This is a genomic window from Vibrio sp. 10N.286.49.E11 (assembly GCF_041469505.1).
Lineage (GTDB): Bacteria > Pseudomonadota > Gammaproteobacteria > Enterobacterales > Vibrionaceae > Vibrio > Vibrio crassostreae_C.
Window position 1 is genome coordinate 1 of the sequence record NZ_JBFRKQ010000037.1, and the last position, 24,360, is coordinate 24,360.

The window sequence follows — 24,360 nt, forward strand, 5'->3', positions numbered from 1 at the left end:
GGAGTGGATTCCATACATCATGTTTCGACCGATTGAACAAACTCTTCACTAAAGCATCATTTGACTTACTTTTTTTCATGCCTAGAACTCTAACTATCTAACCAAATTTGCTAATCCACTACACTATCAGTTAAAGAGATTATTTAGCCTAACGTGATAGTAATTAGCTAAATCGCTTTCGCCCCAAAGCGCCCTAGGAACTATAAATTAGTGGCCAACATTACTTAGCCACAACAAAAGGCTTCACACCTATTCCTTCCCGATGTTTTAGCCTTATAAAGGGAATTGTCAGCTTGTAAAAACAAGTTATCGGTATCAATAACTTTTCCTTTGATAGTAGAAATGCCAATACTTACCGTGACAACACCTGCATCGGTAGAGTATTCATGAGTCATTGCTTCAGCTTGTATATTTTTTCTTATTCTTTCTGCGACATATTTTGCATCACGGAGGTTAGTATTGGGCAATACAGCCACAAACTCTTCTCCACCATACCTTACTAGTAGATCAGAATCTCTATACACATTTTTTCTTAATTGGCTAGAAATTATCTTTAGCGTTGTATCCCCCGCAGCATGACCATAATTATCATTGTAGTTTTTGAAATTATCAATATCTATAATCAGAAGTGACAAGGGCTCACCAGATCGCATTGCTAAGGCTGAAATTTTTTTTAAATATGCTGAATAAATACGACGATTATATAGCCCTGTCAAAGGATCAATCTCGCTAAGCTCCTTTAATTTTATATTTGCCTCAACTAATTCTTTTTCCTTAAGGTCAAGAAGTTTTTGAAGCTTTACTTGCTCAGTAATATCACGACTAATACCGAACATTCCTATCAACTCACTTCCTCCATCTTTGTAAAGAGGCCATTTACAGGTAGATACCCAGCCCTCATTTCCCTCATTATCTGTATAAGGTTCGATTGAGGTTGTTTTCTGTATTCGACCTTCGATTATTTTCTCATCTTCCTTACGATACATTAATGCATGTTCATGAGGAAACAGATCAAAGTCATCTTTATCGTGAAGTTCCCTCCATGAGTTTTTCCCGACAAGCTCTGCAAAGTTCTGACTGCACAATATGAACCTATAATTCATATCCTTAAAGTAGATGTAATCGCTAGTAATAGATAATAAGGACATGAAGTGACTGAGGAAATTACTTTGCATATATCTGCTCTCTTATTTTTCGGGGGCTCACAAAATGTCAGCGTTAAATTGTCCGTCAATATGAAAGATAGCTGACTTGGCCACCTAAACCAAGTCACTACCTTCATTACCTAAGCCAATCGAAGTTGGTATTTTAGGTCTACTGATAGTGGATATATGTATAATTAAGCAAGTTGTTGTGGCTAAGTGAATTTGGCCACTAATTTAGAGTGAACCAACAACATTTTCTATCTCGCAATGTGCCCCATTGCGACTTAGCGAGTAAATTGTTACGGTCACATTCCACCAGTTGTTTGGAGTTCTCTGCCTTCAAAAGTAACCATAAATAGTTTTAGAGTGTAGCTTCCTAAAATAGTGGTATTTAATATGCTATTCCCCTGTATATTATGCATCTTAGTAATTACAGGGTATAAGGAAGGGTATCATTATGGAGTCTTGTTTGATTTTCTTTTTAAATCATCGTGTTACTTTCTTTTTGGCGGTGTGATGTAAATATTACAATAGTCTGTGACGTGGTGTAGTGAAATAGTTAATTTGGCTACAAATTAAAAGGTTAAACCACTGCGGGTAACACATGTGATGGTCAATGGAGTGAGGGCATTCGTTAGATTCCTTCACTACCCCTACAAAATCTAATGTGTATTACTATCGACTAGTACAATAACTCTAGCAAGCTTTTGTCCAAAAGTTTGTTATACACACATCCACTATACGGTGATCCCTACACCACACTCACCACCAAAAAAAGCGCAGACCTTTCGATCTGCGCTTGTGGTTATTGTCCCGATAACACTGTTTAAATCGTTTTCAATTAACCCACGTTCTTACGTGCGTTTTGGAACATACGCATCCAAGCGCCATTCTCGCCCCAACCTTCCGGAGACCAAGAGTTTGCAACCGTACGGAATACACGCTCTGGGTGAGGCATCATAATTGTCACGCGGCCGTCAGTCGTTGTTAAACCTGTGATAGCGTTTGGCGAACCATTCGGGTTATTCGGGTATTGCTGCGTTTGGTTACCGTTGTTATCAACGTAACGTAGAGCAACCGTACCTGAGTTTTCAATCGCGTTTAGGTGGTCGTTATCACGTACTTCTACGCGGCCTTCACCGTGAGAAACAGCGATTGGCATACGAGAACCTTCCATGCCGTTGAAGAATACAGAATCTGACTTCTGAACTTCTACTAGGCTGAAACGTGCTTCAAAGCGCTCAGATTCGTTGCGAACGAAACGTGGCCAGTACTCCGCACCTGGGATAAGTTCACGTAGATTCGACAGCATCTGACAACCGTTACACACACCTAGAGAGAAGGTATCTTCACGCTTGAAGAAGTTTTCAAACTGGTCACGAGTCGAGTCATTAAACAAAACCGACTTCGCCCAACCTTCACCAGCACCTAGTACATCACCGTAAGAGAAGCCACCACATGCCACAAGGCCGTTGTATTCTTCTAGTACCGCTTGACCTGTTAGGATGTCGCTCATGTGAATATCAGTTGCTTCGAAGCCTGCACGGTCGAATGCTGCTGCCATTTCAACGTGAGAGTTAACACCCTGCTCACGTAGAATCGCCATCTTAGGCTTAGCACCTGTGTTGATGAACGGCGCTGCGATGTCTTCGTTTACGTCAAAGCTCAGTGTCACGTTCAGACCTGGGTCCGAGTTGTCTTTCTTCGCTTCGTGTTCTTGGTCAGCACATACTGGGTTATCACGCAGACCTTGCATCTTGTGCGTTGTCTCAGCCCAGATAGTACGTAGTTCAGTACGGTTACGTTCAATCACTACAGACTCGCCAGACTTAATCACTAGTTCATCTGATGCTTCCCCTTCACCAACAACGCTGCCAATCACATGAGAACATGCTTCTAGACCGTTAGCTGCAAGAGTAGAAAGTACTGCGTCTAGGTCGTCGTTACGGACTTGGATTACTGCACCTAGCTCTTCGTTGAACAGTGCTGCTAGCGTGTCTTCACCTAACGCTTCAATGTTTGCATTAACACCACAGTGACCTGCGAATGCCATTTCTGCTAGCGTTACGAATAGACCACCATCGCCTTTATCGTGGTAAGCGACAACTTGGTCGTTCGCTACAAGTGCTTGAACGCCTTCGTAGAAACCTTTTAGTTGCGCTGCGTTGTCTACGTCTGCTGGCTTGTCACCAAGCTGCTTGTAAACCTGTGCAAGTGCTGTTGCACCCATACGGTTTTTGCCGTTACCTAGGTCGATAAGAACTAGGCTTGTATTACCTTTGTCAGTGCGAAGCTGAGGAGTAATCGTCTTACGAACATCTTCAACACGTGCAAACGCAGTGATAACAAGAGATAGCGGAGACGTTACTTCTTTCTGCTCGCCATTCTCTTCCCACTTAGTCTTCATCGACATTGAGTCTTTACCCACTGGGATAGTTAGACCCAGAGCTGGACATAGTTCTTCACCAACCGCTTTAACCGCTTCGTAAAGACCTGCATCTTCACCTGGGTGACCTGCTGGAGACATCCAGTTAGCCGACAGTTTAATGTGTTTGATATCGCCGATGTTGGTCGCTGCGATGTTAGTAATTGCTTCACCAACCGCTAGACGAGCCGATGCGCCGAAGTCTAGAAGTGCCACTGGCGTACGCTCACCAAGAGACATAGCCTCACCGTGGTAAGAGTCGTAGCTTGCCGCTGTTACTGCGCAGTTAGCAACAGGAACCTGCCATGGACCAACCATTTGGTCACGAGCTACAAGGCCTGTTACCGAGCGGTCACCGATGGTGATAAGGAATGTTTTCTCAGCGACTGTTGGCAAGCGAAGAACACGGTCAACCGCTTCGTTCATCTCGATGCCAGAACGGTCAATCGCAGGGTTGTTAGCTTTTAGCGTTTTCGCGTCACGGTGCATCTTAGGTGTTTTACCTAATAGGATGTCCATTGGCATGTCGATTGGCGTGTTGTCGAAGTGTGAATCTTCTAATTTCAGATCACGTTCTTCAGTTGCTTTACCAACCACTGCGTACGGTGCACGTTCACGCTTACAAATCGCGTCGAACGTTGCCATGTCTTTATCAGCAACCGCCATTACATAACGCTCTTGAGATTCGTTACACCAGATCTCAAGTGGGCTCATGCCCGGCTCATCGTTTGGCACGTCACGTAGATTAAAGATACCGCCACGCTCGCCATCGTCGACTAGCTCAGGAAGAGCATTCGAGATACCGCCCGCGCCCACATCGTGGATAAATGCGATTGGGTTCGCATCACCAAGCTGCCAACAACGGTCGATAACTTCCTGACAACGACGCTCCATCTCTGGGTTTTCACGTTGTACAGAAGCGAAATCAAGATCTTCAGAAGAAGAACCAGAATCCATTGAAGATGCCGCACCGCCGCCAAGGCCGATGTTCATCGCAGGACCACCTAGAACGATTAGGCTTGCACCTACCGGGATCTCTTTCTTCTGAACGTGCTCATCACGGATGTTGCCAAGACCACCAGCTAGCATGATTGGTTTGTGGTAACCACGCACTTCTTCACCTGCGTGAGAGTTTACTTTCTCTTCGTAAGTACGGAAGTAGCCAAGTAGGTTTGGACGACCAAATTCGTTGTTGAATGCCGCGCCACCAAGAGGACCTTCAAGCATGATATCCAGAGCAGTAACGATACGGCTTGGCTTACCAAAGTCAGTTTCCCAAGGTTGAACGAAGTTCGGGATCTTAAGGTTAGATACAGAGAAAGCAACAAGACCCGCTTTTGGCTTACCACCAATACCGGTTGCGCCTTCATCACGGATTTCACCGCCTGAACCTGTCGATGCGCCTGGCCACGGTGAGATTGCCGTTGGGTGGTTGTGCGTTTCAACTTTCATCAAGATGTGTGTTTTTTCTTGGTGGTAGCTGTACTGGCGAGTTTCTGGATCTGGGAAGAAACGACCAACTTCAGAACCTGTCATTACCGCTGCGTTATCTTTATAAGCAGACAGAACATGTTCTGGTGTCGTTTCAAAGGTGTTCTTAATCATCTTGAACAATGATTTTTCTTGCTTAACGCCATCGATAGTCCAATCAGCGTTAAAGATCTTATGACGACAGTGCTCTGAGTTCGCTTGTGCAAACATCATTAGCTCGATGTCCGTCGGGTTACGACCTAGCTTCTCAGTGAAGCTTTCAAGAAGGTAATCAATCTCATCTTCTGCAAGTGCAAGACCTAGGGTAACGTTTGCTTTTTCAAGCGCTTTACGTCCACCAGTTAGTAGGTCAACTTCCGCATAAGGAGCAGGCTCAGCAACGGTAAATAGTGCCGCCGCTGATTCGAAGTCAGTGAAAACCACTTCCATCATACGGTCGTGCAGGATTGCTTTCAGCTCAACAAGTTGAAGTTCAGAAAGTTCAGCAGAGGTTTCAATGTAGAAAGCAGTACCGCGCTCTAGACGTGACACTTTAGCCAGTCCGCAGTTGTGTGCGATATCTGTTGATTTTGAAGACCAAGGCGAGATAGTGCCTGGGCGTGGCGTTGCAAGCAGCAGTAAACCTTCAGGTTCATGCTCTTCAATCGTTGGACCGTAAGTCAGTAGCTTTTCTAGCTTCTCAACTTCAGACTCATCTAGGTCTGCCGTTAGATCAGCAAAGTGGGCAAACTCAGCGTAAATACCTGTTACAGGTAAGCTTAATTCACGACAAAGCTCTAAAAGCTTGTTAACACGAAACTCAGATAGAGCTGGGGAGCCACGCAAAATTCTCATGTGCTTACGTCTCTTATGCAGTTAATTAAGGTAGTATTGGAATAAATTCAGTGGGTTAAAGGAAAAACCTAACTGTTTTCTTCGAAGCTATTCCCGAAGGTTTAAAAACCTATGCCGATCCCACCTCTTCAATGCGAGCGCATTATAAAGCATTTCTTTTTGTGACGTAACACCAAAAGCAACCGTTTGCGTGATTTTTTTTATCTTTCTGCGTAAATGGTACTTTTGCTGCATTTATCACCACTTTTACAACTGTTTAATTAAACCTGCTTTGCCAGCCTTGCGGGGTTTGGTATAAAGGAGCTTCCACTTTTCGAGATTTCATTTTGATGCCTAAATTTACGCTCATCTTTTCGTCTAAGTTCCTTCTGCTCGCCATCGCCCTATTTGGGTTGGCTGGATGCCAGATTGAATCTGAACCTAAAAGTGTCCTTGAGCAGATACGAGATCGTGGCGTTCTTCGTGTCGGCACCCTAAATAACCAACTCTCTTATTACATCGGTCCTGATGGTCCTGCTGGCTTGGATTACGAATTAGCTCGTGAATTTGCGCAGGAGCTTGGTGTAAAGCTTGAGGTTAAACCCGCTTACCGTTTGTCTGGCTTGTTCCCTGCACTGCAGAAAGGCGAAATCGATCTTATCGCGACCGGCTTAACGCAAAACAACAAACTGACACGAGCTTATCGCGCCGCACCTGCTTATTACTACGTAAGCCAACAGGTCGTATACAAAAAAGGCCAGTGGCGACCGAGAAACCTTGAACAACTGATCAATTTCGAGAATGAGCGTCAGGTTGACTTTGTTAAAGCACAAACTGAATCAGAAGAGGCGGCGTCTACTGACACATTAACGCCATCTTTGGTTGTGGTGAAAGACTCACACTTTGAGCCAACACTAAAGCAGCTGCAGAAAACACACGATGACTTTATCTATGATGCGGTCGGCAATGCTGATATCAACGACCTGCTCAAAGAAGTATCGACTGGCGAGCGCTTATTTACGGTTGCGGACTCAATTGAGCTGTCACTGGCACAACGTTTATACCCAGACGTAGCTTTGGCTTTTGAACTGACAGAAGACCAACCTATCTCTTGGTATTTGCAGAAGTCTGAAGATGAAAGCCTTTATGCTCTGTTGATTGAGTTCTTCGGTAACCTAAAACAGTCTGGTGAACTGGCTTCACTAGAAGAGAAATACATCGGCCACATCGGCACTTTTGACTACGTTGATACTCGTGCCTTTATCCGCGCACTGGACAGCAAGTTGCCAAAATGGTCGCCGCTATTTCAAAGGTACTCTCAAGAATTTGATTGGCGCTTGATTGCCGCTTTGGCCTACCAAGAATCACACTGGAACCCTGTTGCGCGCTCACCAACGGGTGTTCGTGGCATGATGATGTTGACACTGCCCACCGCGAAGAGTGTTGGGGTAACCAACCGTCTCGACCCGAACCAGTCGGTACAAGGCGGTGTTGAGTACCTGCGTCGTATCGTGAACCGAGTACCAGATTCAATCACTCAACACGAAAAGATCTGGTTTGCACTTGCTTCATACAATGTCGGTTACGGGCACATGATGGACGCGCGTCGCCTCACGAAGGCACAAGGAGGAGATCCTGATGCTTGGGGCGATGTGAAAGACAGATTACCTCTGTTAAGACAGAAGAAGTACTACAGCCAAACTCGATATGGGTATGCGCGTGGTGATGAAGCGAGAAACTACGTTGAAAACATTCGCCGTTATTACCAAAGCATTATTGGCCATGTAAATAAGCGCAATAAAGAACAAGAAGCGACCCTTGAAGGTTTGGTGGTGATCCCACCTTTAGAAACCTCAGGTGCTGAATCGAGTATCAGCGCAGCTCAGTCGACAGTAAGCAGTTCTGAGCCTTCACAGTAAAACCCAAAAGAGCAATGCCATCTAGCATTGCTCTTTTTTATTGTCTTTTTTCGACTCTTCTTTCGTCACTAAGGGATAAGGGAAGCAGGCAAGAAAATGATGATGAGATCTAGAGTGTCATATTGCAGTAACAATCGAACCTTATAACGGCACACCACAATCAAGATTATGCTCTGTTGCACTGCAATGCTGGCTTTAGACTAGAACTGCTCTTCTATTTAAGCCAAGCGTGCGACAGGCCAAACAAACGAATAACACTATAATTAAATCGTTAGTCCAAACTAAAAAGTCAGACGACAAATAGGAAATCATTGAAATGATGAAGAAACTGAAATCGAAACGCCTTGATAAGACCGTTGCTGCAAACCGTCGTAAGCGTATGCTTTCAAATAATAAGAAGAAGATCATTTGGCGCAATCGCGCTTTCATGCAGATGATTGCTGAGTAAATGTAGTTACTCAGTCAGTTTGCTTGGCACTCTTGCGATAGAGAGTGCCGAAAGTACGCTACTATTTCTATTTCTTATTGCCAGCCTTCATCTCTGCTTCTAAACGCTGCTCTTCCAACAGACGTTCTTGCTTTCGCTTCTCTTTTATCTCTTTTCTACGACGCTTGAAAAACGCTTGTAATTGCTCACGGCACTCTTCCTCTAACAAACCATGTTTAACGTCGGCATAGTGGTATGAGGCCTGGCTTTCAAACAAATTCAACACTGTACCTGCAGCGCCTGCTTTTAAGTCTGGAGCACCAAACACAATGCGCTTTACTCGGCTGTGTAGCAAGGCACCTGCGCACATTGGGCAAGGCTCTAGCGTAACGTATAAAGTGGTATCGAGTAGCCGATAGTTTTCTAAGGTTTGACCGGCTTTACGCAAGGTTTCAATTTCTGCGTGTGCCGTAGCATCGTGGCTGCCAATCGAACGGTTCCATCCTTCAGAGATAATCTCCCCATCTTTTACTAATACTGCACCAACAGGAACCTCTCCCTCGCTCTCTGCTTGCGTAGCCACCTCGATGGCACGTCGCATGAAGATTTCATCTTGAGGGGTGAATTGATGGTCTGACAAAGGGAACTCCAGAAACAAAGGATAAAAACGAAAATAGGTATGCGGTGAAGCATACCTAATCTTAGAGATAATGAACAATAAAGAGGTAATAGACAACAACAGACAATGAACCATTGCCGCTTGCTGGTTGGTCGAACTGTTAGCTATTAGCGTCTTCTATGTCATCGGCTATTGGCGTCGCTTTGATACTCACAATGCGATTGTTCTCAACAGAGATAATTTCAAACTGCCACTGCTGGTATTGAACAACTTCGCCTGCATCCGGTAAGCGCCCTATTAACCATGCCACAAGGCCATTCAGCGTTTGGAAGCTCTCGCTTTCGCCCTCAAAATCCGATAGCTCTAAACGGTTTTTCAGTTCACTGATAGGAATCAATCCATCCACCAACAAACCGTCTTCCACTTGCTCGGTCCAAAGATCGTTCGGATTATTCGATAGCTCGCCAGCAATCGCCTCAAGAATATCGTAATGAGTCACAAGACCTTGAACATCGCCATACTCGTCGACAATGAATGCCATCTCGGTGCCCGACTCTTTAAAGTAGCCAAGTAGACGCAGAGCTTTCATCGATTCTGGAACATAGATCGGCGAGCGAGACAGCCCCATGATCACTTGAATGCTTAGATTGCCCGCCTGATTCAGCAAGGCTTTGGCTGACACTGTACCCACCACTTTATTGAGGTGATCTTGGCACAATGGAAACACACTGTGTTTTGATGAACGCAGTTTCTTTAATATCTGCTCAACGGGTTGGTCGACATCCAGAAAGTCGATGTCTCGACGCGGAGTCATCAATGAGCTCACAAGACGATCATCAAGCTGCAAGATATTACGAATCATCTCTTGTTCGCCGCGTTCAATCACACCCGATTCTGAGCCCTCTTTCACAAGTGCATGGATATCATCTTCGGTAACGCTATCTTCTTCACCGCCTCGGCCCATCAACTTAAGAATACCTTCCGTTGAAGCCGACAACGCAAACACAAACGGCGTCGCGATTTTAGATAACCAGAAGATTGGCAGCGCGACTAACACAGCAATGTTTTCAGCTTGAGACTGAGCAAAACGCTTTGGTACCAACTCACCGACAACGATAGCGAAATAAGTAATACCTACCACCACAACCGCAGTAGACAAGATGTTCGCTTGTGTTGGGTCTAGTCCCCACAGTTCAAGTTGAACGGCTAGTGGAGCCGATAGCGTCGCCTCACCCACAATCCCGCTGAGTAGGCCGATTACCGTGATACCGATTTGGATTGTAGAGAGGAAGCGGGTTGGGTTTTCTTTGAGATCAAGAGCAACCTGAGCGGAGCGGTGTTTTTCGGCTAAGCGTTTCAGCCGACTATTTTTTGCTGCTACCAATGCAATCTCAGACATGGCAAACAGACCATTTAAAACAATTAACCCTACTAAAAGCAGAATTTTCATGTGGCTTGGATTTCCTAAATTTACCGGCCAACAATTAGCCGTAATCCGGAGTATAAGCTGAGTGCGTTTATTTGGGATATAGAAAGTTTTGAATATAAAAAGTTTTGGATATAAAAACCTTGGATATAAAAAACGGAAAAAATAGCGAAAAAAAGCCCGCACATTTCGGTGCGGGCTTAGCAATGAATAAAGCTTAGTTTTGCTTAGTTCAATCTTACATTGTGTAAGTGTAAGGTGCTTGGATACCTAGTGGGATACCAAGAGCCCAGTAAGCTAGCAAGAAGATAGACCAACCGATTAACATCGCAATCGAGAATGGCATCATTAGAGAAGCTAGAGTACCGATACCTGTCGACTTAACGTAGCGCTGACAGTAAACAACAACCAGTGGGAAGAACACCATTAGTGGAGAGATGATGTTAGACACTGAGTCACCTACACGGTAAGCCGCTTGAGATAGCTCAGGAGAGATACCCACAACCATTAGCATTGGAACTAGGATAGGACCGATCAGTGCCCACTTAGCTGAAGCAGAACCTACAAGAAGGTTAACTGCAGCCGTTAGTAGAATCATACCAACAACCGTTGCTTCACCAGGAAGATCCATCGCTTTCAAGCCTTCAGCACCGTAAAGCGCCAGCATAGTACCGATGTTTGATTGAGCGAATGCAGATAGGAACTGAGCACAGAAGAACGACATTACAATGTATGCGCCCATCGTTGCCATTGTCTCAGACATCGCTTTGATAACATCGTTACTATTCTTGAATGTACCCGCTACACGGCCGTAGACGATACCCGGAATAATAAACAGAATGAAGATCAGAGGAACGATAGACTTCATTACTGGTGCTGAGAACGCCGTTAGTTCACCTTCAGGCGAACGAAGTGCTGAGTTTTCAGGAACCAAAGCAGCGATAAGCAGACCAATACCTGCAACCATAGCCCAACCAGCGAATTTGAATGCTTTAGATTCAATGGCTGTGAACGTACCTAGATCAGGTGCTTGTTCTGCATCTTCATCTACAGGCGTATTAGCAAGACGAGGCTCGATAATTTTCTCTGTAACGTACCAACCAATTGCCACAATTAGAATTGAAGACAAACCAGTAAAGAAGATGTTCGCTAGAGGGTTGATCACATATGCAGGGTCAAGAACGTTTGCCGCTGTTTGAGTGAAACCAGCTAGTAGCGGATCAATACCTGAAGGGATAAAGTTCGCTGAGAAACCACCTGATACACCAGCAAACGCTGCTGCAATACCCGCTAGAGGGTGACGACCCGCAGCGTGGAAGATGATACCGCCAAGAGGGATTACTAGAACGTAACCTGCATCAGCTGCTGTGTGAGACACGATAGCAACCAAGATTAGCATCGGCGTTAGTAGCTTAGCTGGCGTGAAGTTAAGCATCTTCTTAAGGCCAGTCGTAATGAAGCCTGAAGAGTCTGCAACGCCAACACCTAGCATAGCAACAAGTACGATGCCTAGAGGTGCGAAGCCTGTGAACGTGGTAACCATATTCGCTAGGAAGCTAGCAAGCGCTTCACCAGTTAGTAGGTTGTTTACTTCAAGAGCAGCACCCGTTTGAGGGTTGATTAAGTCGAATGAAAGATTCGATAAAAGTGCAGATGCTACCCATACAATAACTAGAGCCCAGAAGAACAGGATTGCTGGATCTGGAATTTTGTTGCCGGCGCGTTCAATGAAGTTTAGAAAGCGGTCCATACCACTGATCTTCTCAGTCGATGGTGCTTTTTTTACGGCTTGGTTACTCATTGTAACTCCATATGTGATGTTGTTTTGTTTAGGCCTAATATAAGTTTTGACCACGGCCTATTGGTGCAGCACATATTCTATTAAAGTCGTCATTAAAAAGCACAAGATTCCATCTTATTTTCCATAAATGGAGACATATTTTGCAAAAATACCATACAACAGCAACAATATAAAAACACAAAACATACTATTCCATATACAGAGTTTTAACTAGCACATAAAGAATGTCCGAGAAGAGCAAACTATCACGACATTGAAGTTATAAACCCAATCAATCGAACTCGCTGTATTTAGAAATCATGGTATGTAATTCGATCGCTTGATTATTACCAAACCGGTCTTCCCATGAGCTTGTTATCTGAACGGTCTTCAGCGCTCCGGATAAACTGTTCGTCACTGTCCAATCAAGTTGATATTTAAAATGCGAGTGATCCATGCCATCAACAATATCCGTAGCAAAATCCGCAGGCATTATACTCGATAAAGCGGCAGATGCGCCTCGAGTTCTAAACCATTCCAGCTTATTTTCAGCCAAATTCAAAGCTTCTACACTATGAATAGCAAAGTCAGACTTTTGCTCAACATATGTTTGTAACTTAATTAGCCCTAGCGAACCGACTCCGATCAATAAAAATGAAATGAGTACTTCAATTAGGCTAAAACCTTTTTGCTTATAAATCATTCCATGAACCTTTTTGCCATCTTGGCTTAGGTGAAAATTCGAACTCATCAATAACATCTGAATTGAATGAAAAATTCAGAGAGTTATTAAATAGCGCCATTTGCCCTTCTGTATCAAAAAACTGTCCCCCCGTGAAACTGAATGCGCCAGCTTGCGCATAAGTTGCATGGTATGGCGTAAGAGTACTTGAAGAACCATACATAGTATTAATTAGGTCACTAAATACTGAATTTACAAAAGGTTTCACTTCCGTCATCGAGTCCCATTGAGAAGGAGTGGGAGAGTAAGTATTATTAAAATGAAAAAATACACCGCTAATATCGCCAGAACCAGTGACCCCAAAAACACCGTCATGAACAAGTAAAAACAAATCGGTTCCCGGGTGTGCAGCCTGTAAATTTACAATATTCGTCACATCAACTGGCGCTAGTTGGCAAGAGCCATCAATCCAAACTTTATTGGGCTGTCCATTCACTATTGAATCAGAAAATTGGCTATAGCAATCAACACTACTAGAAGGCATTGAAACTTTAATAAATTCGTTATCTACATCATCACGAACCTCTTGCCACTTACTTTTATCGACTCCGAAAAAATCTTTAAAAGGGTCGATAGTGTCATCTCGCTGAATATCTAACCCAACATTATGAGAACTTATCACTCCAAAGGAGTTCTCCCATATCCCTGATTTAACAGCTGTCGATGTCTTATGAGAAGGCTTACAATCCTTAGTGGGATCATGCCCGGATCCTGGAGATTCAATAGAACTACTTACGCCATGATTGGTAATACCAGTCGCAATAAACCTATATTTAACCACTGCCCCGATACACTCATAAGCTTCAGCAGCCGAGTCAAATTCACCAGGGTCTGGTGGTGAAAAAAGTGCTGAGCCAAAAGAAATAACATCAGAAGTCGACTTCATAGCTCCATAACCAACTGAAGATGAAAAGATTATTTTTTTATTAACACTGCTATGACCAACTTGAGAAAGCAAAATTTCAGGGTTTGTAAAGTCAGCATTTAAGGAAGAAAAACTATACGAGTTACAAACTGTCGCTAAATTATTGGGTATTGATTGCAATTTTTGATTAACAATATATGTAAACCCACACTCTAGACCTCCCTCTGCTTCCCAATGTTGCTTGCGCGCTTCTACTTCATTCTGAGATCTTTTTATTTGATAAAAAACAGAGCGATAACTACCAAAAGTCAACATTAACGCAGTAACTAGTAATACACTTGTTGTAAGTAAAACAACCGCACCTTGTTGATTTTTATTCATCGCCAATTCCTATTTTTTACAATCACACTTGATGAATAATTAACGGACGTATCTCCTACTAATTCAGCAGAAATCATAATGGTTGTAATACCTGAACTAACCCCTTGAGATTCAATACTTGACTGATTCGCATGAAAATCAACGACTCTAATTTGATTCGGCTCAAAGATAGAAGAGCACCCACTAATCGCCGCTGATACTGTTTTTACGATACTGGAGGGGCTATCACACACCTTGACCAAGCCTGAATCGAATACAAAAGCGACATTTCGAATCTCTGATTGATGAGTGTAAGCATATGCAACCGTTTTTGAATCAGGAGAAATATATAAAGTATCGGTGGAGCCTGATAATTTTAGAGATACACCTGTCCCTCCATCGTAGCCCGCACGCTGGATATCTTCTTTAAAGTATTGAAGAGCTCCTGAAACTTGTTGTAATAGTAATAATTCTTTACTTCTCTCGGATGCGATGTTTTGTCCGGATATAAATACCGACCCCACACTTCCAATAACGACAATTCCCAAAATGGAAGAGATCATAAATTCGACTAATGTTGCACCGAACTGCTGCCTCCTAAGTGCAGATCTGATAACCATAAAAGTCTCCTTCTACACCACAAATTCTCATTCTTCCTGAAGTACGATATGTTATAAGCTTTAAAGGCTTAGAGTTCATATCAAATAAGAGATGTCCATCTTTAGCTTTACCGTTTACTCCACTAAATTTAATTTGTTCAGAACTGTAGTTAACGGTGAAATCTACGTTTCGAAATGAAGCACCTTCCAGTGTAAGAATTGCCGTACCAGTATTCGGAATATCGAATTCGGTCAATTCAATTTTCCAATCACCGGTGTCATTTGAATTACCATTCATTAAGAAATGAGCCCAAAGATCAGTATTTCTCATAACTGCCTCAGATTTTGCCTGCATCATAAAACCATTCAACTCAGTAGCTAACCGTTGCATCTTCACTGTTTCCGAGACAGAACTAAAACTTGGAGCGGCAACAGCCAATAATATAGAGAGCACTGATATGGTTATGAGTAGCTCTAAGAAGGTAAACCCGCGAGACATTTCCCAAATTCCTATGTAAACCGATACGTAACCGTATTTAATCTTGCAAGGATGCTACCACCGAAGAAAAATAGGCTGAATATAGAGAAGGAACTACTCGTGATGATTCGAAAAAATAAATGCAACAACAACAACTTAAGTTGCAAAGGGATGACATTGATCGAACTATTGGTCGCAGTGGCTATTATTGGAGTGCTAACCGCTATCGCCTACCCAAGCTATACCGAACATGTCATTAAATCGCATAGAACAGCAGCATTAGCTGATATGGCAAAAATACAACTCACACTTGAGCAGTCATACAACGGTGTCTATAACTGGGGCAGTATTATTTCAGGAGGGGCTTGTGCTATATGTGAATCACCAAGTGATCGCTATGTATTTTCTGTCGCAAGTTCAAGCAGCATGGCATATACAATAACCGCCACGGCACAGTCAACTAAGGGGCAAAGTGGTGACTCTTGCCTAGGCACTCCCAAAACAATGACGCTCAAATCTTCAGGTGAAGAATCCCCTGTAAATTGCTGGAACTAATAGACGTTAATATCCTTGGTATGAGTAAAGAATGACTAGGCATATACATAGCTGCATTTTTTAACTAAACGAGAAGATCAAAAAAGCCTGCACATAGGCAGGCTTTAAAATTTTCAAACCACGATCTAATTACTTAGTAAGGTCATCGAAGAAGTTTTTAACACCGCTGAAGAAACCTTCAGACTTTGGCTTGTGCTTGCTTGCCGCTTCACCACAACATGTTTCTTCGAATTCACGCAGTAGTTCTTTTTGGCGAGAGCTTAGCTTAACTGGAGTCTCAACCACTAGCTTAACGATTAGATCACCCACACCGCCACCACGAACGCCTTTCACGCCCTTGCCACGCATACGGAACATACGGCCCGTTTGTGTCTCTTCTGGTACCTTAAGGTTTACACGACCATCCAGTGTTGGAACTTCAACTTCACCGCCTAGAGCAGCCATAGAGAAGCTTACTGGTACTTCGCAGTAAAGGTTGTTGCCGTCACGTTCGAAGATGTTGTGCTCTTTTACGTGTACTTGTACGTACAGATCGCCAGCTGGAGCGCCGTGCTCTCCCGCTTCGCCTTCGCCAGATAGACGAATACGATCGCCAGTATCAACACCAGCAGGGATCTTAACGTTAAGTGTTTTCGTCTTCTGTTTGCGACCTTGACCATGACATGAGTTACATGGGTCTTTGATGATCTTGCCTTTACCGTTGCAAGTAGGACAAGTCTGTTGAACCGCAAAGAAACCTTGGCGCATTTGTACTTGGCCGTGGCCATGACAAGTGCCACACGTTTGTGCAGAAGAACCCGCTTTCGCGCCGCTGCCGTCACAAGTATCACACTCTACAAGTGTTGGTACTTCGATTTCTTTAGAAACACCACGAACCGCTTCTTCTAGAGAAAGTTCCATGTTGTAACGTAGATCTGAACCACGTTGTGCACGCTGTTGACCGCCACCACGACGACCGCCGCCGAAGATGTCGCCAAATACGTCACCGAAGATATCGCCGAAGTCACCTTGGCCACCGCCGCCGAAACCACCGCCGCCGCCCATGCCACCTTGTTCAAAGGCTGCATGACCGTATTGGTCGTAAGCCGCTTTCTTTTGAGAATCGGTTAGGATCTCGTACGCTACTTTTACTTCTTTAAACTTATCTGCTGCGGTCTCATCACCCTGGTTACGGTCCGGGTGGAATTTCATCGCTAAGCGTTTGTACGCTTTTTTAATATCGCGCTCTGATGCATCGCGGCTTACGCCTAATACTTCGTAAAAATCACGTTTTGACATGTTCTAGGTCACCAAAATAATTGCTACTACCGAATGATCACTTCAGTAGTCTGTGTATCAATCTAGATAAAAGTTCTGCCGGCTGAAATGCCGAATAAAGCTATTATCTAGATCGACAAGTCTAAATACAAATTTACGGGCGTGAGAGTTACCTCTGACGCCCGCAATAATAAGTCTTTGAGACAAATTTCTAAGCAGATAGCTTGAGTCCTAAGTGGAAGCGCGGAGCCTACGTTAGTAGGTGGACACTTCCGATAACGAAATCAGGCTACTCTGCGACGAAATTATTTTTTGTCTTCTTTAACTTCTTCAAACTCAGCGTCTACAACATCGTCGTCTTGCTTAGGTTGTTCACCAGCGTCAGCACCAGCTTGTTCAGCTTGAGCTTTCTGTTGAGCAATTTCCATTAGCTTTTGAGCTGCTTGCATAAGTTCTTGAACTTTAGCGTCGATAGCTTCTTTATCGTTACCAGACTTAACTTCTTCTAGTGCAGTGATAGCCGCTTCGATTTTAGCTTTCTCGTCTGCAGGTAGAGCTTCACCAGCTTCTTCTACTTGCTTCTTAGTGCCATGAATCATTTGGTCAGCTTGGTTACGTGCAGTTACTAGCTCTTCGAACTTTTTGTCCGCTTCTTTGTTAGCTTCTGCTTCTTGTACCATTGCTTCGATCTCTTCCTCAGACAGGCCGCCTGATGCTTGGATAGTGATCTTCTGCTCTTTACCTGTTGCTTTATCTTTAGCAGATACGTTCAGGATACCATCAGCATCTAGGTCGAATGTTACTTCGATTTGTGGCATGCCACGTGGTGCTGGTTGGATACCTTCTAGGTTGAACTGACCAAGAGACTTGTTGTAAGTCGCTTGCTTACGCTCACCTTGAAGAACGTGGATAGTTACTGCGTTTTGGTTGTCTTCAGCTGTAGAGAACACTTGATCCGCTTTAGTAGGGATAGTTGTGTTTTTCTCGATAAGCTTAGTCATCACGCCGCCCATCGTTTCGATACCGAAAGATAGAGGAGTAACGTCTAGTAGTAGAACGTCTTTAACGTCACCAGCTAGTACACCACCTTGAACAGCAGCACCCATTGCAACAGCTTCGTCAGGGTTCACGTCTTTACGTGGCTCTTTACCGAAGAATTCAGTTACTTTAGCTTGAACCATAGGCATACGAGTTTGACCACCAACTAGGATAACGTCAGTGATTTCGCCTACAGATAGGTCAGCATCCGCTAGAGCAACTTTTAGTGGCTCAAGAGAACGTTGAACTAGGTCTTCAACTAGAGACTCAAGCTTCGCACGAGTCACTTTGATGTTCATGTGCTTAGGACCAGTCGCATCAGCAGTAACGTAAGGTAGGTTTACGTCAGTTTGAGTAGTAGAAGAAAGCTCGATTTTCGCTTTTTCTGCTGCTTCTTTAACACGCTGCATTGCTAGTGGATCAGCTTTAAGGTCGATACCTTGCTCTTTCTTGAACTCATCTACTAGGTAGTTGATCATGCGGTTATCGAAATCTTCACCACCAAGGTGAGTGTCACCGTTAGTTGAAAGAACTTCGAAAGTCTTCTCGCCTTCTACTTCATCGATTTCGATGATAGAGATATCGAATGTACCACCACCAAGGTCGTATACAGCGATAGTGCGATCACCACCTTGCTTGTCTAGGCCGTAAGCTAGAGCAGCAGCAGTTGGTTCGTTGATGATACGTTTAACATCTAGACCAGCGATACGGCCAGCATCTTTCGTTGCTTGACGTTGAGCATCGTTGAAGTAAGCAGGAACAGTTACTACTGCGCCAGTTACTTCTTCGCCTAGGAAGTCTTCAGCTGTTTTCTTCATTTTCTTAAGAACTTCAGCAGATACTTGAGGAGCAGCCATTTTTTGGCCTTGCGCTTCAACCCATGCATCACCGTTGTCAGCCTTAACAATGTTGAAAGGCATGATTTCGATATCGCGTTGAACTTCTTCATCTTCAAAACGACGACCGATTAGACGCTTGATAGCGAACAGTGTGTTTTGAGGGTTAGTAACAGCTTGACGTTTTGCAGGTTGACCAACTAGCGTTTCGCCTTCTGTGTATGCGATTACTGATGCTGTTGTGCGTTCGCCTTCAGCATTTTCAATTACGCGTGGTTTGTCGCCGTCTAAAACAGCAACACAAGAGTTAGTAGTACCTAAATCAATACCAATGATTTTACCCATCAGGCCATCTCCGAAATATTTTCTATTAAGTTTTTGCTATACCCACATATGTGGGGGTGGTAATCAGGGAATCAACCCTAATACACAAAATTAAAGTGCAAATGTAATTTGCTTTCGTATGCACCATAGATAAGGGCTGCAAACTGGTTTTCAAGGGAATAAGTAAAAAAAATCTATTTTTTCCCGTATCTTTTTACATAAAGGTAAAAAGTGACCGATCCCTTGCCAATTAAGGCTCCAATGTTGAGAAACTCTCGCATTTGTCGCCACATTGAAACCTCAACCCTATTCCAGATGCCATAAAAAAAGACCTTCATGTGGAAGGTCTTTTTCAAATAGATACTAATCAGTTAAATATTGTTCAAATGGTGACTGATTCAGCCATATTATTGGTTGAGCACTAACTGGTAGAAGCTCGCTTGAGTGTAATCACCCGCTTCCATACCACGCCATTCACAGGCTGAGCTCGACTTCTTAGTATTGCATTGATTGTATGCGCCCGCCTTGAAGTACATCCAGTCCTGTCCATAACCAAGGTCGATATCATGCCCCTGATACTTACCCTTGGCCAAATCAACATCATACGTCTTCACAATAGGATCGGCTGAGTTTGGATTCTTAGTAAAGGTTAAGTGCATGATGTTATCTTTGATATTCACATCGTATGAGAACACTTCACCTAGCTTGATGCCATCAGCAGGGTCCGAGCTGCCTTTTTTCAGATTGTATTGACCAAATACATCATGGCGAATGTCTTTACGAAGTTTCTTTCCGTTTTCATCCTTCGCGTTTTTCATCTCTGTCGGCGGGTTTAACTCATAGTTCCACGTTAACGAACCATGCTCATGTTCTGGCAACTTGCGGTAAACAATTTTCAGTGGCTCATTGTCTGAACCATGAATTTGGCCGATCACTACCGAGAATGCGCCGGTTTTCTTATAGTTACCGCTGGTACTCACCTGATCAACAGAAAGTGTTGCCGTCATCTGGCCACCGATAGAGCCAAACTCTTCCGCGTTCTTATGGCTTGAAATCGCGAAGTTGTTGCTCGGCGCAGAGTAGCTATCCGCTAGCATCGCTCTTAGCTCACTACGCGTGTTTTTACTGTTTGGCGTCGTTGGAGCTGTATTCGGAGCCACAAACACCATCGCACCAGATTCAGCATCCGTGTAGAACCATTTAGGGTGAACGTAAGGCGTGTCTACATTCGACAGTTCCTTTTTACCAATCTCCAGCGTTTTACCTTTTCTAGACCCTTCAGTCGTCAGCTCCGGTAAGTTAATTTTCCATTTAGATAAATCGAAGTTTTGTGCTGGTGCTTTTGCAGGGTCAAGATTGAACTGTTGACCAATATCGTGATTAGAAGCAAGAGCGGGAGCGGCTAAAAGGCTGGCAGTCAGTAGGCTAAGGTAAGACAGCTTCATTATTGGGTTTCCTTTATGTCGTCATAATGTAGGTTGTCAGAACAATATAATAATATTGTATTATTATATGTGATCTATATTAAAGATTGAAAACTGATGACCCATTCAGCGCGAGTAAAAAGAAAAAATGAGACTTCGCACCAACATAGCCCCCTCTTTTAACTCAGCAGCAGACAGCCCAAAGTACCCAACAGCAGAAATAAAAAAGCCCCGCTCTGGTTGAGCGGGGCTTCGCAGTTATTGAGTCTTAATTAAGAATTAAGCTTCTGCTTTTTGCAGCTCAGCTTCTTCGTTAGCTTCAACGCCAATTTCGTTTTCAGATTTAGCAACGATAGTGTTCACCGCTGTGTCACCCACTACGTTTGAAGAAGTACAGAACATGTCACAGATACGGTCAACAGCAGCAACAATCGCTAGACCTTCTGGTGGTAAACCTAGTTGGTGCAATAGAACACCTACCATCACAACACCGCCACCAGGAACACCACCAGCACCGATAGACAGTAGCAGGATAGTTAGACCAAGAGTGAAGATATCAGCAGTGTTGATTGGCTGACCAAACGCGTTTGCTACGAACATAGTTGCTAGTGCGATGTAGATAGATACACCAGACATGTTCATTGTTGCACCTAGTGGTACACCGAAACCTGCTACTGACTTAGATACGTTTAGTTTGTCAGTAAGAGTACGCATTGTTACTGGGATTGTTGCATTCGAACTTGCTGTAGATAGTGAGAATAGAACTTGCTCACGAGTTGCACGTAGGAACTGCTTTGGAGAAATACCAGTGAATGAACCAACCATCATTGGGTAGAAGAAGAAGATCCAGAACACAAGCATCGCTACAACAAGCGCTACATAGCCAGCAACTGACATTAACGTGTTTGCATCAAGTGTTGCACCTAGTTGAATCATCAGAGCAAATACACCGTATGGCGCAAGGCTCATTACTAGGCCGATAAGCTTCATCATGATCTCGTTAGCCATCTTGAATGTCTTGATAGCTGGGCCACCACGAGAATCAAGAGCTTGGATAGCAAGACCAGTCAGAATAGCCATGAAGATGATTTGCAGCATGTCTCCACTTGCAAATGCTTCTACAGGGTTGCTAGGAACGATATTAACAACAAGAGAGAAGATATCTGGCGTTTCAGTTGTTGTAAGCGCAATTGTCTCAGAAACTGTACCCGCTAGATTCGCACCAGCACCCGGTTGGAAAATAAGACCAATCGTTAGCGCTGCAGAAATCGCGATGATGGTGTTAATAATGTAAAGACCAAAGGTTTTACCACCAAGACGACCGAATGAACGAATATCTTTTAGCTCAACGATACCGCAAACAATAGATACGTATACAAGAGGAACTACAAGCAATTTGATAAGTGATACGAACATACCACCAGCACCTTCGGCAGCGCCAAGTAGATACGTATCAAAAATAGCAATACCGCTGAATAGGTACTGAATAGCAGTACCAATAAGTAGACCGGCGAACAAGCCTACAAAAATTTTACTTGAGAGCGATTTATTCATCGTTCTTCTCCAGTTTGTTGTGTTTGAAATTTGTACTTTTATAGTTATATATGCGACCAAAATCGCTATATGGCAGTGGATTTTACATACAAAGATAACAATTAAAAGTATTTATTTACAAAAACACCACAAATGTGACATCAAAACATTTACTCAATCACAACAAGTTTCATAACACAAAACTCTAAATCGCTGATCTGAATGAAATAAAAAGAACGACATTCTTAATGCGGTTTTGATGCTTATTTACGTGGACTCTCAAGTTATAGGCACAAAAAAAGAGAGGCCTATACCTCTCTTTTTATTTTACGCAAACCAGTGATTTATTTTGTCGCTGCGACTAACTCAGTCAATGCACCAGTCAATCACTTGGCAACGTAATTCGTCATTACTTAGCAACCATAACCATCGCTGGGCGAACCACACGACCGTTTAGTTCGTAGCCTTTTTGCATCACAAACATAACCGTGTTCGATTCGTGATCTGGGCTTTCTTGAATAGACATCGCTTGGTGGAATTCAGGGTTGAACGCTTCACCTTCAGGGTTGATCTCTTTAAGACCAAACTTAGCAACTGTGTCTACGAACGTTTTGTGCGTTAGCTCAACACCTTCATACAGTGGCTTAACCACTTCGTTTTCAGCGTCTGCTGCTTGCATTGCACGCTCTAGGTTGTCGATTACAGGAAGCAGACCTTCAGCAAACTTGTTCAAAGCGAATTTACGCGCTTTATCAATTTCTTGTTCGCTACGGCGACGCATGTTTTCAACTTCAGCTTTCGCGCGAAGAACAGAATCTTGCTGCTCTTTCACTTTAGATTCGCTAGAAAGCAGTGCAGCTTCCAGTTGAGCGATTTTTGCTTCCTGCTCATCAGCAGCGTCTTCATTCAGTTCAGCTTCTTCAACTTTCTCAGCTTCAGCGATGATCTGATCTAGCTCTGCTTCGGTTACTTTGTTTTCTTCGTTGCTCATGATATCTCCAGAATTCGTTTTCAATGCAAGTGACAGGCGTGTTTGCGCCCCAAATTGATATAAAACACTCGCATAGACGTTCAACTTGCCTTTATTATGGGGATGAAGAATTTTGATTCAAGCCTAATTCGTTTGGAAACGTTATGAAAAAGCCATTTGAAGTCATCGCCATTATCGGTAAACCTCGAGATCAGCAAGCAATTCAGACTCATAGAGAGCTCTATCAGTGGTTAAGTGCTGAGGGTTATCAAGTGTTTGTTGATGACAGACTCGCCACTATTTTAGACGACATCCCAAAAGAACATTTTTCTAGCCTGATTGAATTAGGTAAACGCGCCGATCTCGCCATTGTGGTCGGTGGTGACGGAAATATGCTCGGTGCCGCTAGAATCTTGTCACGTTTCGACATTTCAGTGATTGGTGTTAACCGAGGCAATCTTGGTTTCCTAACCGATCTTAACCCTGAAAACTTCCAGAGCGCGCTTACTGATGTACTCAAAGGCGAGTTCATGGAAGAAGAGCGCTTCTTACTTGAAACGGAAATTCATCGTCACGGCCAGATAAAAAGCCACAATGCAGCACTTAATGAGGCTGTACTGCACCCCGGACAAGTTGCTCACATGATCGAGTTCGAAGTGTACATCGATGACAGCTTCGCCTTCTCACAGCGCTCTGATGGCTTAATCGTCTCAACACCGACAGGTTCTACCGCCTACTCGCTTTCTGGCGGCGGCCCTATCCTGTCTTCAAGTCTAAATGCTATCTCATTAGTGCCGATGTTCCCGCACACCCTTTCAAGCCGCCCACTTGTGGTGGATGGCAAGCGTCGTATTAAGCTGATCGTATCGCCTGATAACCGTGGAACTCAGGAAGTCAGCTGTGATGGTCAAATCTCACTGCCTGTTTCTCCTGGTGATGAGATCCACATTTACCAAAGCCCAAATGTGCTCAAACTGATCCACCCTAAAGACTACAACTACTACCACGTTCTACGTAACAAACTAGGTTGGTCGAGTAAGCTGTTCTAAAAGAATAAACGCTCCAGTGGTAACCGAAAATTTGAAAGGCTGACGACATTCGTCAGCCTTTTTATTGCCAGTAAAAGCCCGTCGGCTCTAGCTTCTCTGCAGTTCCTTATGCCTCCACTCCCAAGAGGGAGGAACGACTGAGTTGGGAATCTATAGCGGTTTCAGTGATCTACGAACAACCTCAATTCTGATAACGGTCGCAAAAAATTTTCACCTGCCGACTTTACTGTATAAAGAAACAGTATATACTGAACTTATATACAGTATTGTTCAGTTATACAGGTA

17 protein-coding genes and 1 pseudogene are annotated in these 24,360 nt (G+C 43.7%); 4 read left to right on the forward strand and 14 right to left on the reverse strand.

Annotated elements, in window-relative coordinates:
* Window positions 1-224 precede the first annotated feature (224 nt).
* Together AB4167_RS07865 and purL are read right to left on the reverse strand one after the other, a co-directional pair.
* Window positions 225-1,175 carry a GGDEF domain-containing protein gene (locus AB4167_RS07865; protein WP_102320243.1) on the reverse strand — a complete coding sequence of 317 codons (951 nt, stop codon included), beginning with the start codon at window positions 1,173-1,175 and terminating at the stop codon, window positions 225-227.
* A gap of 811 nt (window positions 1,176-1,986) precedes the next feature.
* The gene (purL, locus tag AB4167_RS07870) at window positions 1,987-5,895 is read right to left on the reverse strand and encodes a phosphoribosylformylglycinamidine synthase (protein WP_136982766.1); all 3,909 of its coding nucleotides are present in this window, start codon (window positions 5,893-5,895) and stop codon (window positions 1,987-1,989) included.
* A 329-nt stretch (window positions 5,896-6,224) separates the two neighbouring features.
* On the opposite strand from purL, the gene mltF reads away from it, so the two are divergent.
* A complete protein-coding gene (gene mltF, locus AB4167_RS07875; protein WP_065584391.1) occupies window positions 6,225-7,793 on the forward strand; it encodes a membrane-bound lytic murein transglycosylase MltF in 1,569 nt (522 codons plus the stop codon).
* 316 nt (window positions 7,794-8,109) lie between these two features.
* Window positions 8,110-8,241 (forward strand): hypothetical protein, encoded by a 132-nt coding sequence (locus AB4167_RS07880; protein WP_017059878.1) that lies wholly within the window; start codon window positions 8,110-8,112, stop codon window positions 8,239-8,241.
* Between the two features lie 67 nt (window positions 8,242-8,308).
* Here AB4167_RS07880 and tadA read toward each other — a convergent pair.
* The 7 genes and pseudogenes from tadA to AB4167_RS07915 form a co-directional block, all read right to left on the reverse strand.
* A pseudogene (gene tadA / locus AB4167_RS07885) lies at window positions 8,309-8,913 on the reverse strand (tRNA adenosine(34) deaminase TadA).
* An 86-nt stretch (window positions 8,914-8,999) separates the two neighbouring features.
* On the reverse strand, window positions 9,000-10,289 hold the full coding sequence (locus AB4167_RS07890) for a hemolysin family protein (RefSeq protein ID WP_136982764.1): 1,290 nt from the start codon (window positions 10,287-10,289) through the stop codon (window positions 9,000-9,002).
* Window positions 10,290-10,503: 214 nt separating this feature from the next.
* Window positions 10,504-12,066: an AbgT family transporter gene (locus AB4167_RS07895; protein WP_136982763.1), complete on the reverse strand. Its 1,563-nt coding sequence runs from the start codon at window positions 12,064-12,066 to the stop codon at window positions 10,504-10,506.
* Between the two features lie 271 nt (window positions 12,067-12,337).
* A complete protein-coding gene (locus AB4167_RS07900) occupies window positions 12,338-12,748 on the reverse strand; it encodes a prepilin-type N-terminal cleavage/methylation domain-containing protein (RefSeq protein WP_136975827.1) in 411 nt (136 codons plus the stop codon).
* Window positions 12,738-14,033, reverse strand: coding sequence for a hypothetical protein (locus tag AB4167_RS07905; RefSeq protein ID WP_372136378.1), 1,296 nt, complete (start codon window positions 14,031-14,033; stop codon window positions 12,738-12,740). Before AB4167_RS07905 ends, AB4167_RS07900 begins: the two co-directional genes overlap by 11 nt.
* Window positions 14,030-14,632 carry a PilW family protein gene (locus AB4167_RS07910; RefSeq protein ID WP_010438939.1) on the reverse strand — a complete coding sequence of 201 codons (603 nt, stop codon included), beginning with the start codon at window positions 14,630-14,632 and terminating at the stop codon, window positions 14,030-14,032. The genes AB4167_RS07905 and AB4167_RS07910 overlap by 4 nt, the downstream gene beginning before the upstream one ends.
* On the reverse strand, window positions 14,610-15,110 hold the full coding sequence (locus AB4167_RS07915; protein WP_102402141.1) for a GspH/FimT family pseudopilin: 501 nt from the start codon (window positions 15,108-15,110) through the stop codon (window positions 14,610-14,612). The genes AB4167_RS07910 and AB4167_RS07915 overlap by 23 nt, the downstream gene beginning before the upstream one ends.
* A 102-nt stretch (window positions 15,111-15,212) precedes the next feature.
* Here AB4167_RS07915 and AB4167_RS07920 point away from each other — a divergent pair, with 102 nt between their 5' ends.
* Window positions 15,213-15,644, forward strand: coding sequence for a type IV pilin protein (locus AB4167_RS07920; RefSeq protein ID WP_010438935.1), 432 nt, complete (start codon window positions 15,213-15,215; stop codon window positions 15,642-15,644).
* A 129-nt stretch (window positions 15,645-15,773) separates the two neighbouring features.
* Here the strand turns inward: AB4167_RS07920 and dnaJ are convergent, their stop codons facing one another.
* The 5 genes from dnaJ to grpE all read right to left on the reverse strand — a co-directional run bounded on the left by dnaJ (window position 15,774) and on the right by grpE (window position 23,047).
* On the reverse strand, window positions 15,774-16,922 hold the full coding sequence (gene dnaJ / locus AB4167_RS07925; RefSeq protein WP_136975828.1) for a molecular chaperone DnaJ: 1,149 nt from the start codon (window positions 16,920-16,922) through the stop codon (window positions 15,774-15,776).
* A gap of 284 nt (window positions 16,923-17,206) precedes the next feature.
* The gene (dnaK, locus tag AB4167_RS07930; protein WP_017067645.1) at window positions 17,207-19,120 is read right to left on the reverse strand and encodes a molecular chaperone DnaK; all 1,914 of its coding nucleotides are present in this window, start codon (window positions 19,118-19,120) and stop codon (window positions 17,207-17,209) included.
* A 386-nt stretch (window positions 19,121-19,506) separates the two neighbouring features.
* A complete protein-coding gene (locus AB4167_RS07935) occupies window positions 19,507-20,544 on the reverse strand; it encodes a polysaccharide lyase family 7 protein (protein ID WP_017059866.1) in 1,038 nt (345 codons plus the stop codon).
* 258 nt (window positions 20,545-20,802) lie between these two features.
* Window positions 20,803-22,077 (reverse strand): dicarboxylate/amino acid:cation symporter, encoded by a 1,275-nt coding sequence (locus tag AB4167_RS07940; protein ID WP_372136379.1) that lies wholly within the window; start codon window positions 22,075-22,077, stop codon window positions 20,803-20,805.
* 388 nt (window positions 22,078-22,465) lie between these two features.
* Complete coding sequence (gene grpE / locus AB4167_RS07945) at window positions 22,466-23,047, reverse strand: nucleotide exchange factor GrpE (RefSeq protein WP_017069543.1); 582 nt, start codon at window positions 23,045-23,047, stop codon at window positions 22,466-22,468.
* Window positions 23,048-23,190: 143 nt separating this feature from the next.
* Between grpE and nadK the strand changes: the two genes are divergently transcribed.
* A complete protein-coding gene (gene nadK / locus AB4167_RS07950; protein ID WP_017066747.1) occupies window positions 23,191-24,075 on the forward strand; it encodes an NAD(+) kinase in 885 nt (294 codons plus the stop codon).
* The last annotated feature ends 285 nt before the right edge of the window (window positions 24,076-24,360 follow it).

Excerpts from the sequence above, each read along its gene's own strand:
- AB4167_RS07865 (WP_102320243.1), bottom strand. The coding sequence starts at position 1,175 with ATGCAAAGTAATTTCCTCAGTCACTTCATGTCCTTATTATCTATTACT.
- purL (WP_136982766.1), bottom strand. The coding sequence starts at position 5,895 with ATGAGAATTTTGCGTGGCTCCCCAGCTCTATCTGAGTTTCGTGTTAAC.
- mltF (WP_065584391.1), top strand. The coding sequence starts at position 6,225 with ATGCCTAAATTTACGCTCATCTTTTCGTCTAAGTTCCTTCTGCTCGCC.
- AB4167_RS07880 (WP_017059878.1), top strand. The coding sequence starts at position 8,110 with ATGATGAAGAAACTGAAATCGAAACGCCTTGATAAGACCGTTGCTGCA.
- AB4167_RS07890 (WP_136982764.1), bottom strand. The coding sequence starts at position 10,289 with ATGAAAATTCTGCTTTTAGTAGGGTTAATTGTTTTAAATGGTCTGTTT.
- AB4167_RS07895 (WP_136982763.1), bottom strand. The coding sequence starts at position 12,066 with ATGAGTAACCAAGCCGTAAAAAAAGCACCATCGACTGAGAAGATCAGT.
- AB4167_RS07900 (WP_136975827.1), bottom strand. The coding sequence starts at position 12,748 with ATGATTTATAAGCAAAAAGGTTTTAGCCTAATTGAAGTACTCATTTCA.
- AB4167_RS07905 (WP_372136378.1), bottom strand. The coding sequence starts at position 14,033 with ATGAATAAAAATCAACAAGGTGCGGTTGTTTTACTTACAACAAGTGTA.
- AB4167_RS07910 (WP_010438939.1), bottom strand. The coding sequence starts at position 14,632 with ATGGTTATCAGATCTGCACTTAGGAGGCAGCAGTTCGGTGCAACATTA.
- AB4167_RS07915 (WP_102402141.1), bottom strand. The coding sequence starts at position 15,110 with ATGTCTCGCGGGTTTACCTTCTTAGAGCTACTCATAACCATATCAGTG.
- AB4167_RS07920 (WP_010438935.1), top strand. The coding sequence starts at position 15,213 with ATGATTCGAAAAAATAAATGCAACAACAACAACTTAAGTTGCAAAGGG.
- dnaJ (WP_136975828.1), bottom strand. The coding sequence starts at position 16,922 with ATGTCAAAACGTGATTTTTACGAAGTATTAGGCGTAAGCCGCGATGCA.
- dnaK (WP_017067645.1), bottom strand. The coding sequence starts at position 19,120 with ATGGGTAAAATCATTGGTATTGATTTAGGTACTACTAACTCTTGTGTT.
- AB4167_RS07935 (WP_017059866.1), bottom strand. The coding sequence starts at position 20,544 with ATGAAGCTGTCTTACCTTAGCCTACTGACTGCCAGCCTTTTAGCCGCT.
- AB4167_RS07940 (WP_372136379.1), bottom strand. The coding sequence starts at position 22,077 with ATGAATAAATCGCTCTCAAGTAAAATTTTTGTAGGCTTGTTCGCCGGT.
- grpE (WP_017069543.1), bottom strand. The coding sequence starts at position 23,047 with ATGAGCAACGAAGAAAACAAAGTAACCGAAGCAGAGCTAGATCAGATC.
- nadK (WP_017066747.1), top strand. The coding sequence starts at position 23,191 with ATGAAAAAGCCATTTGAAGTCATCGCCATTATCGGTAAACCTCGAGAT.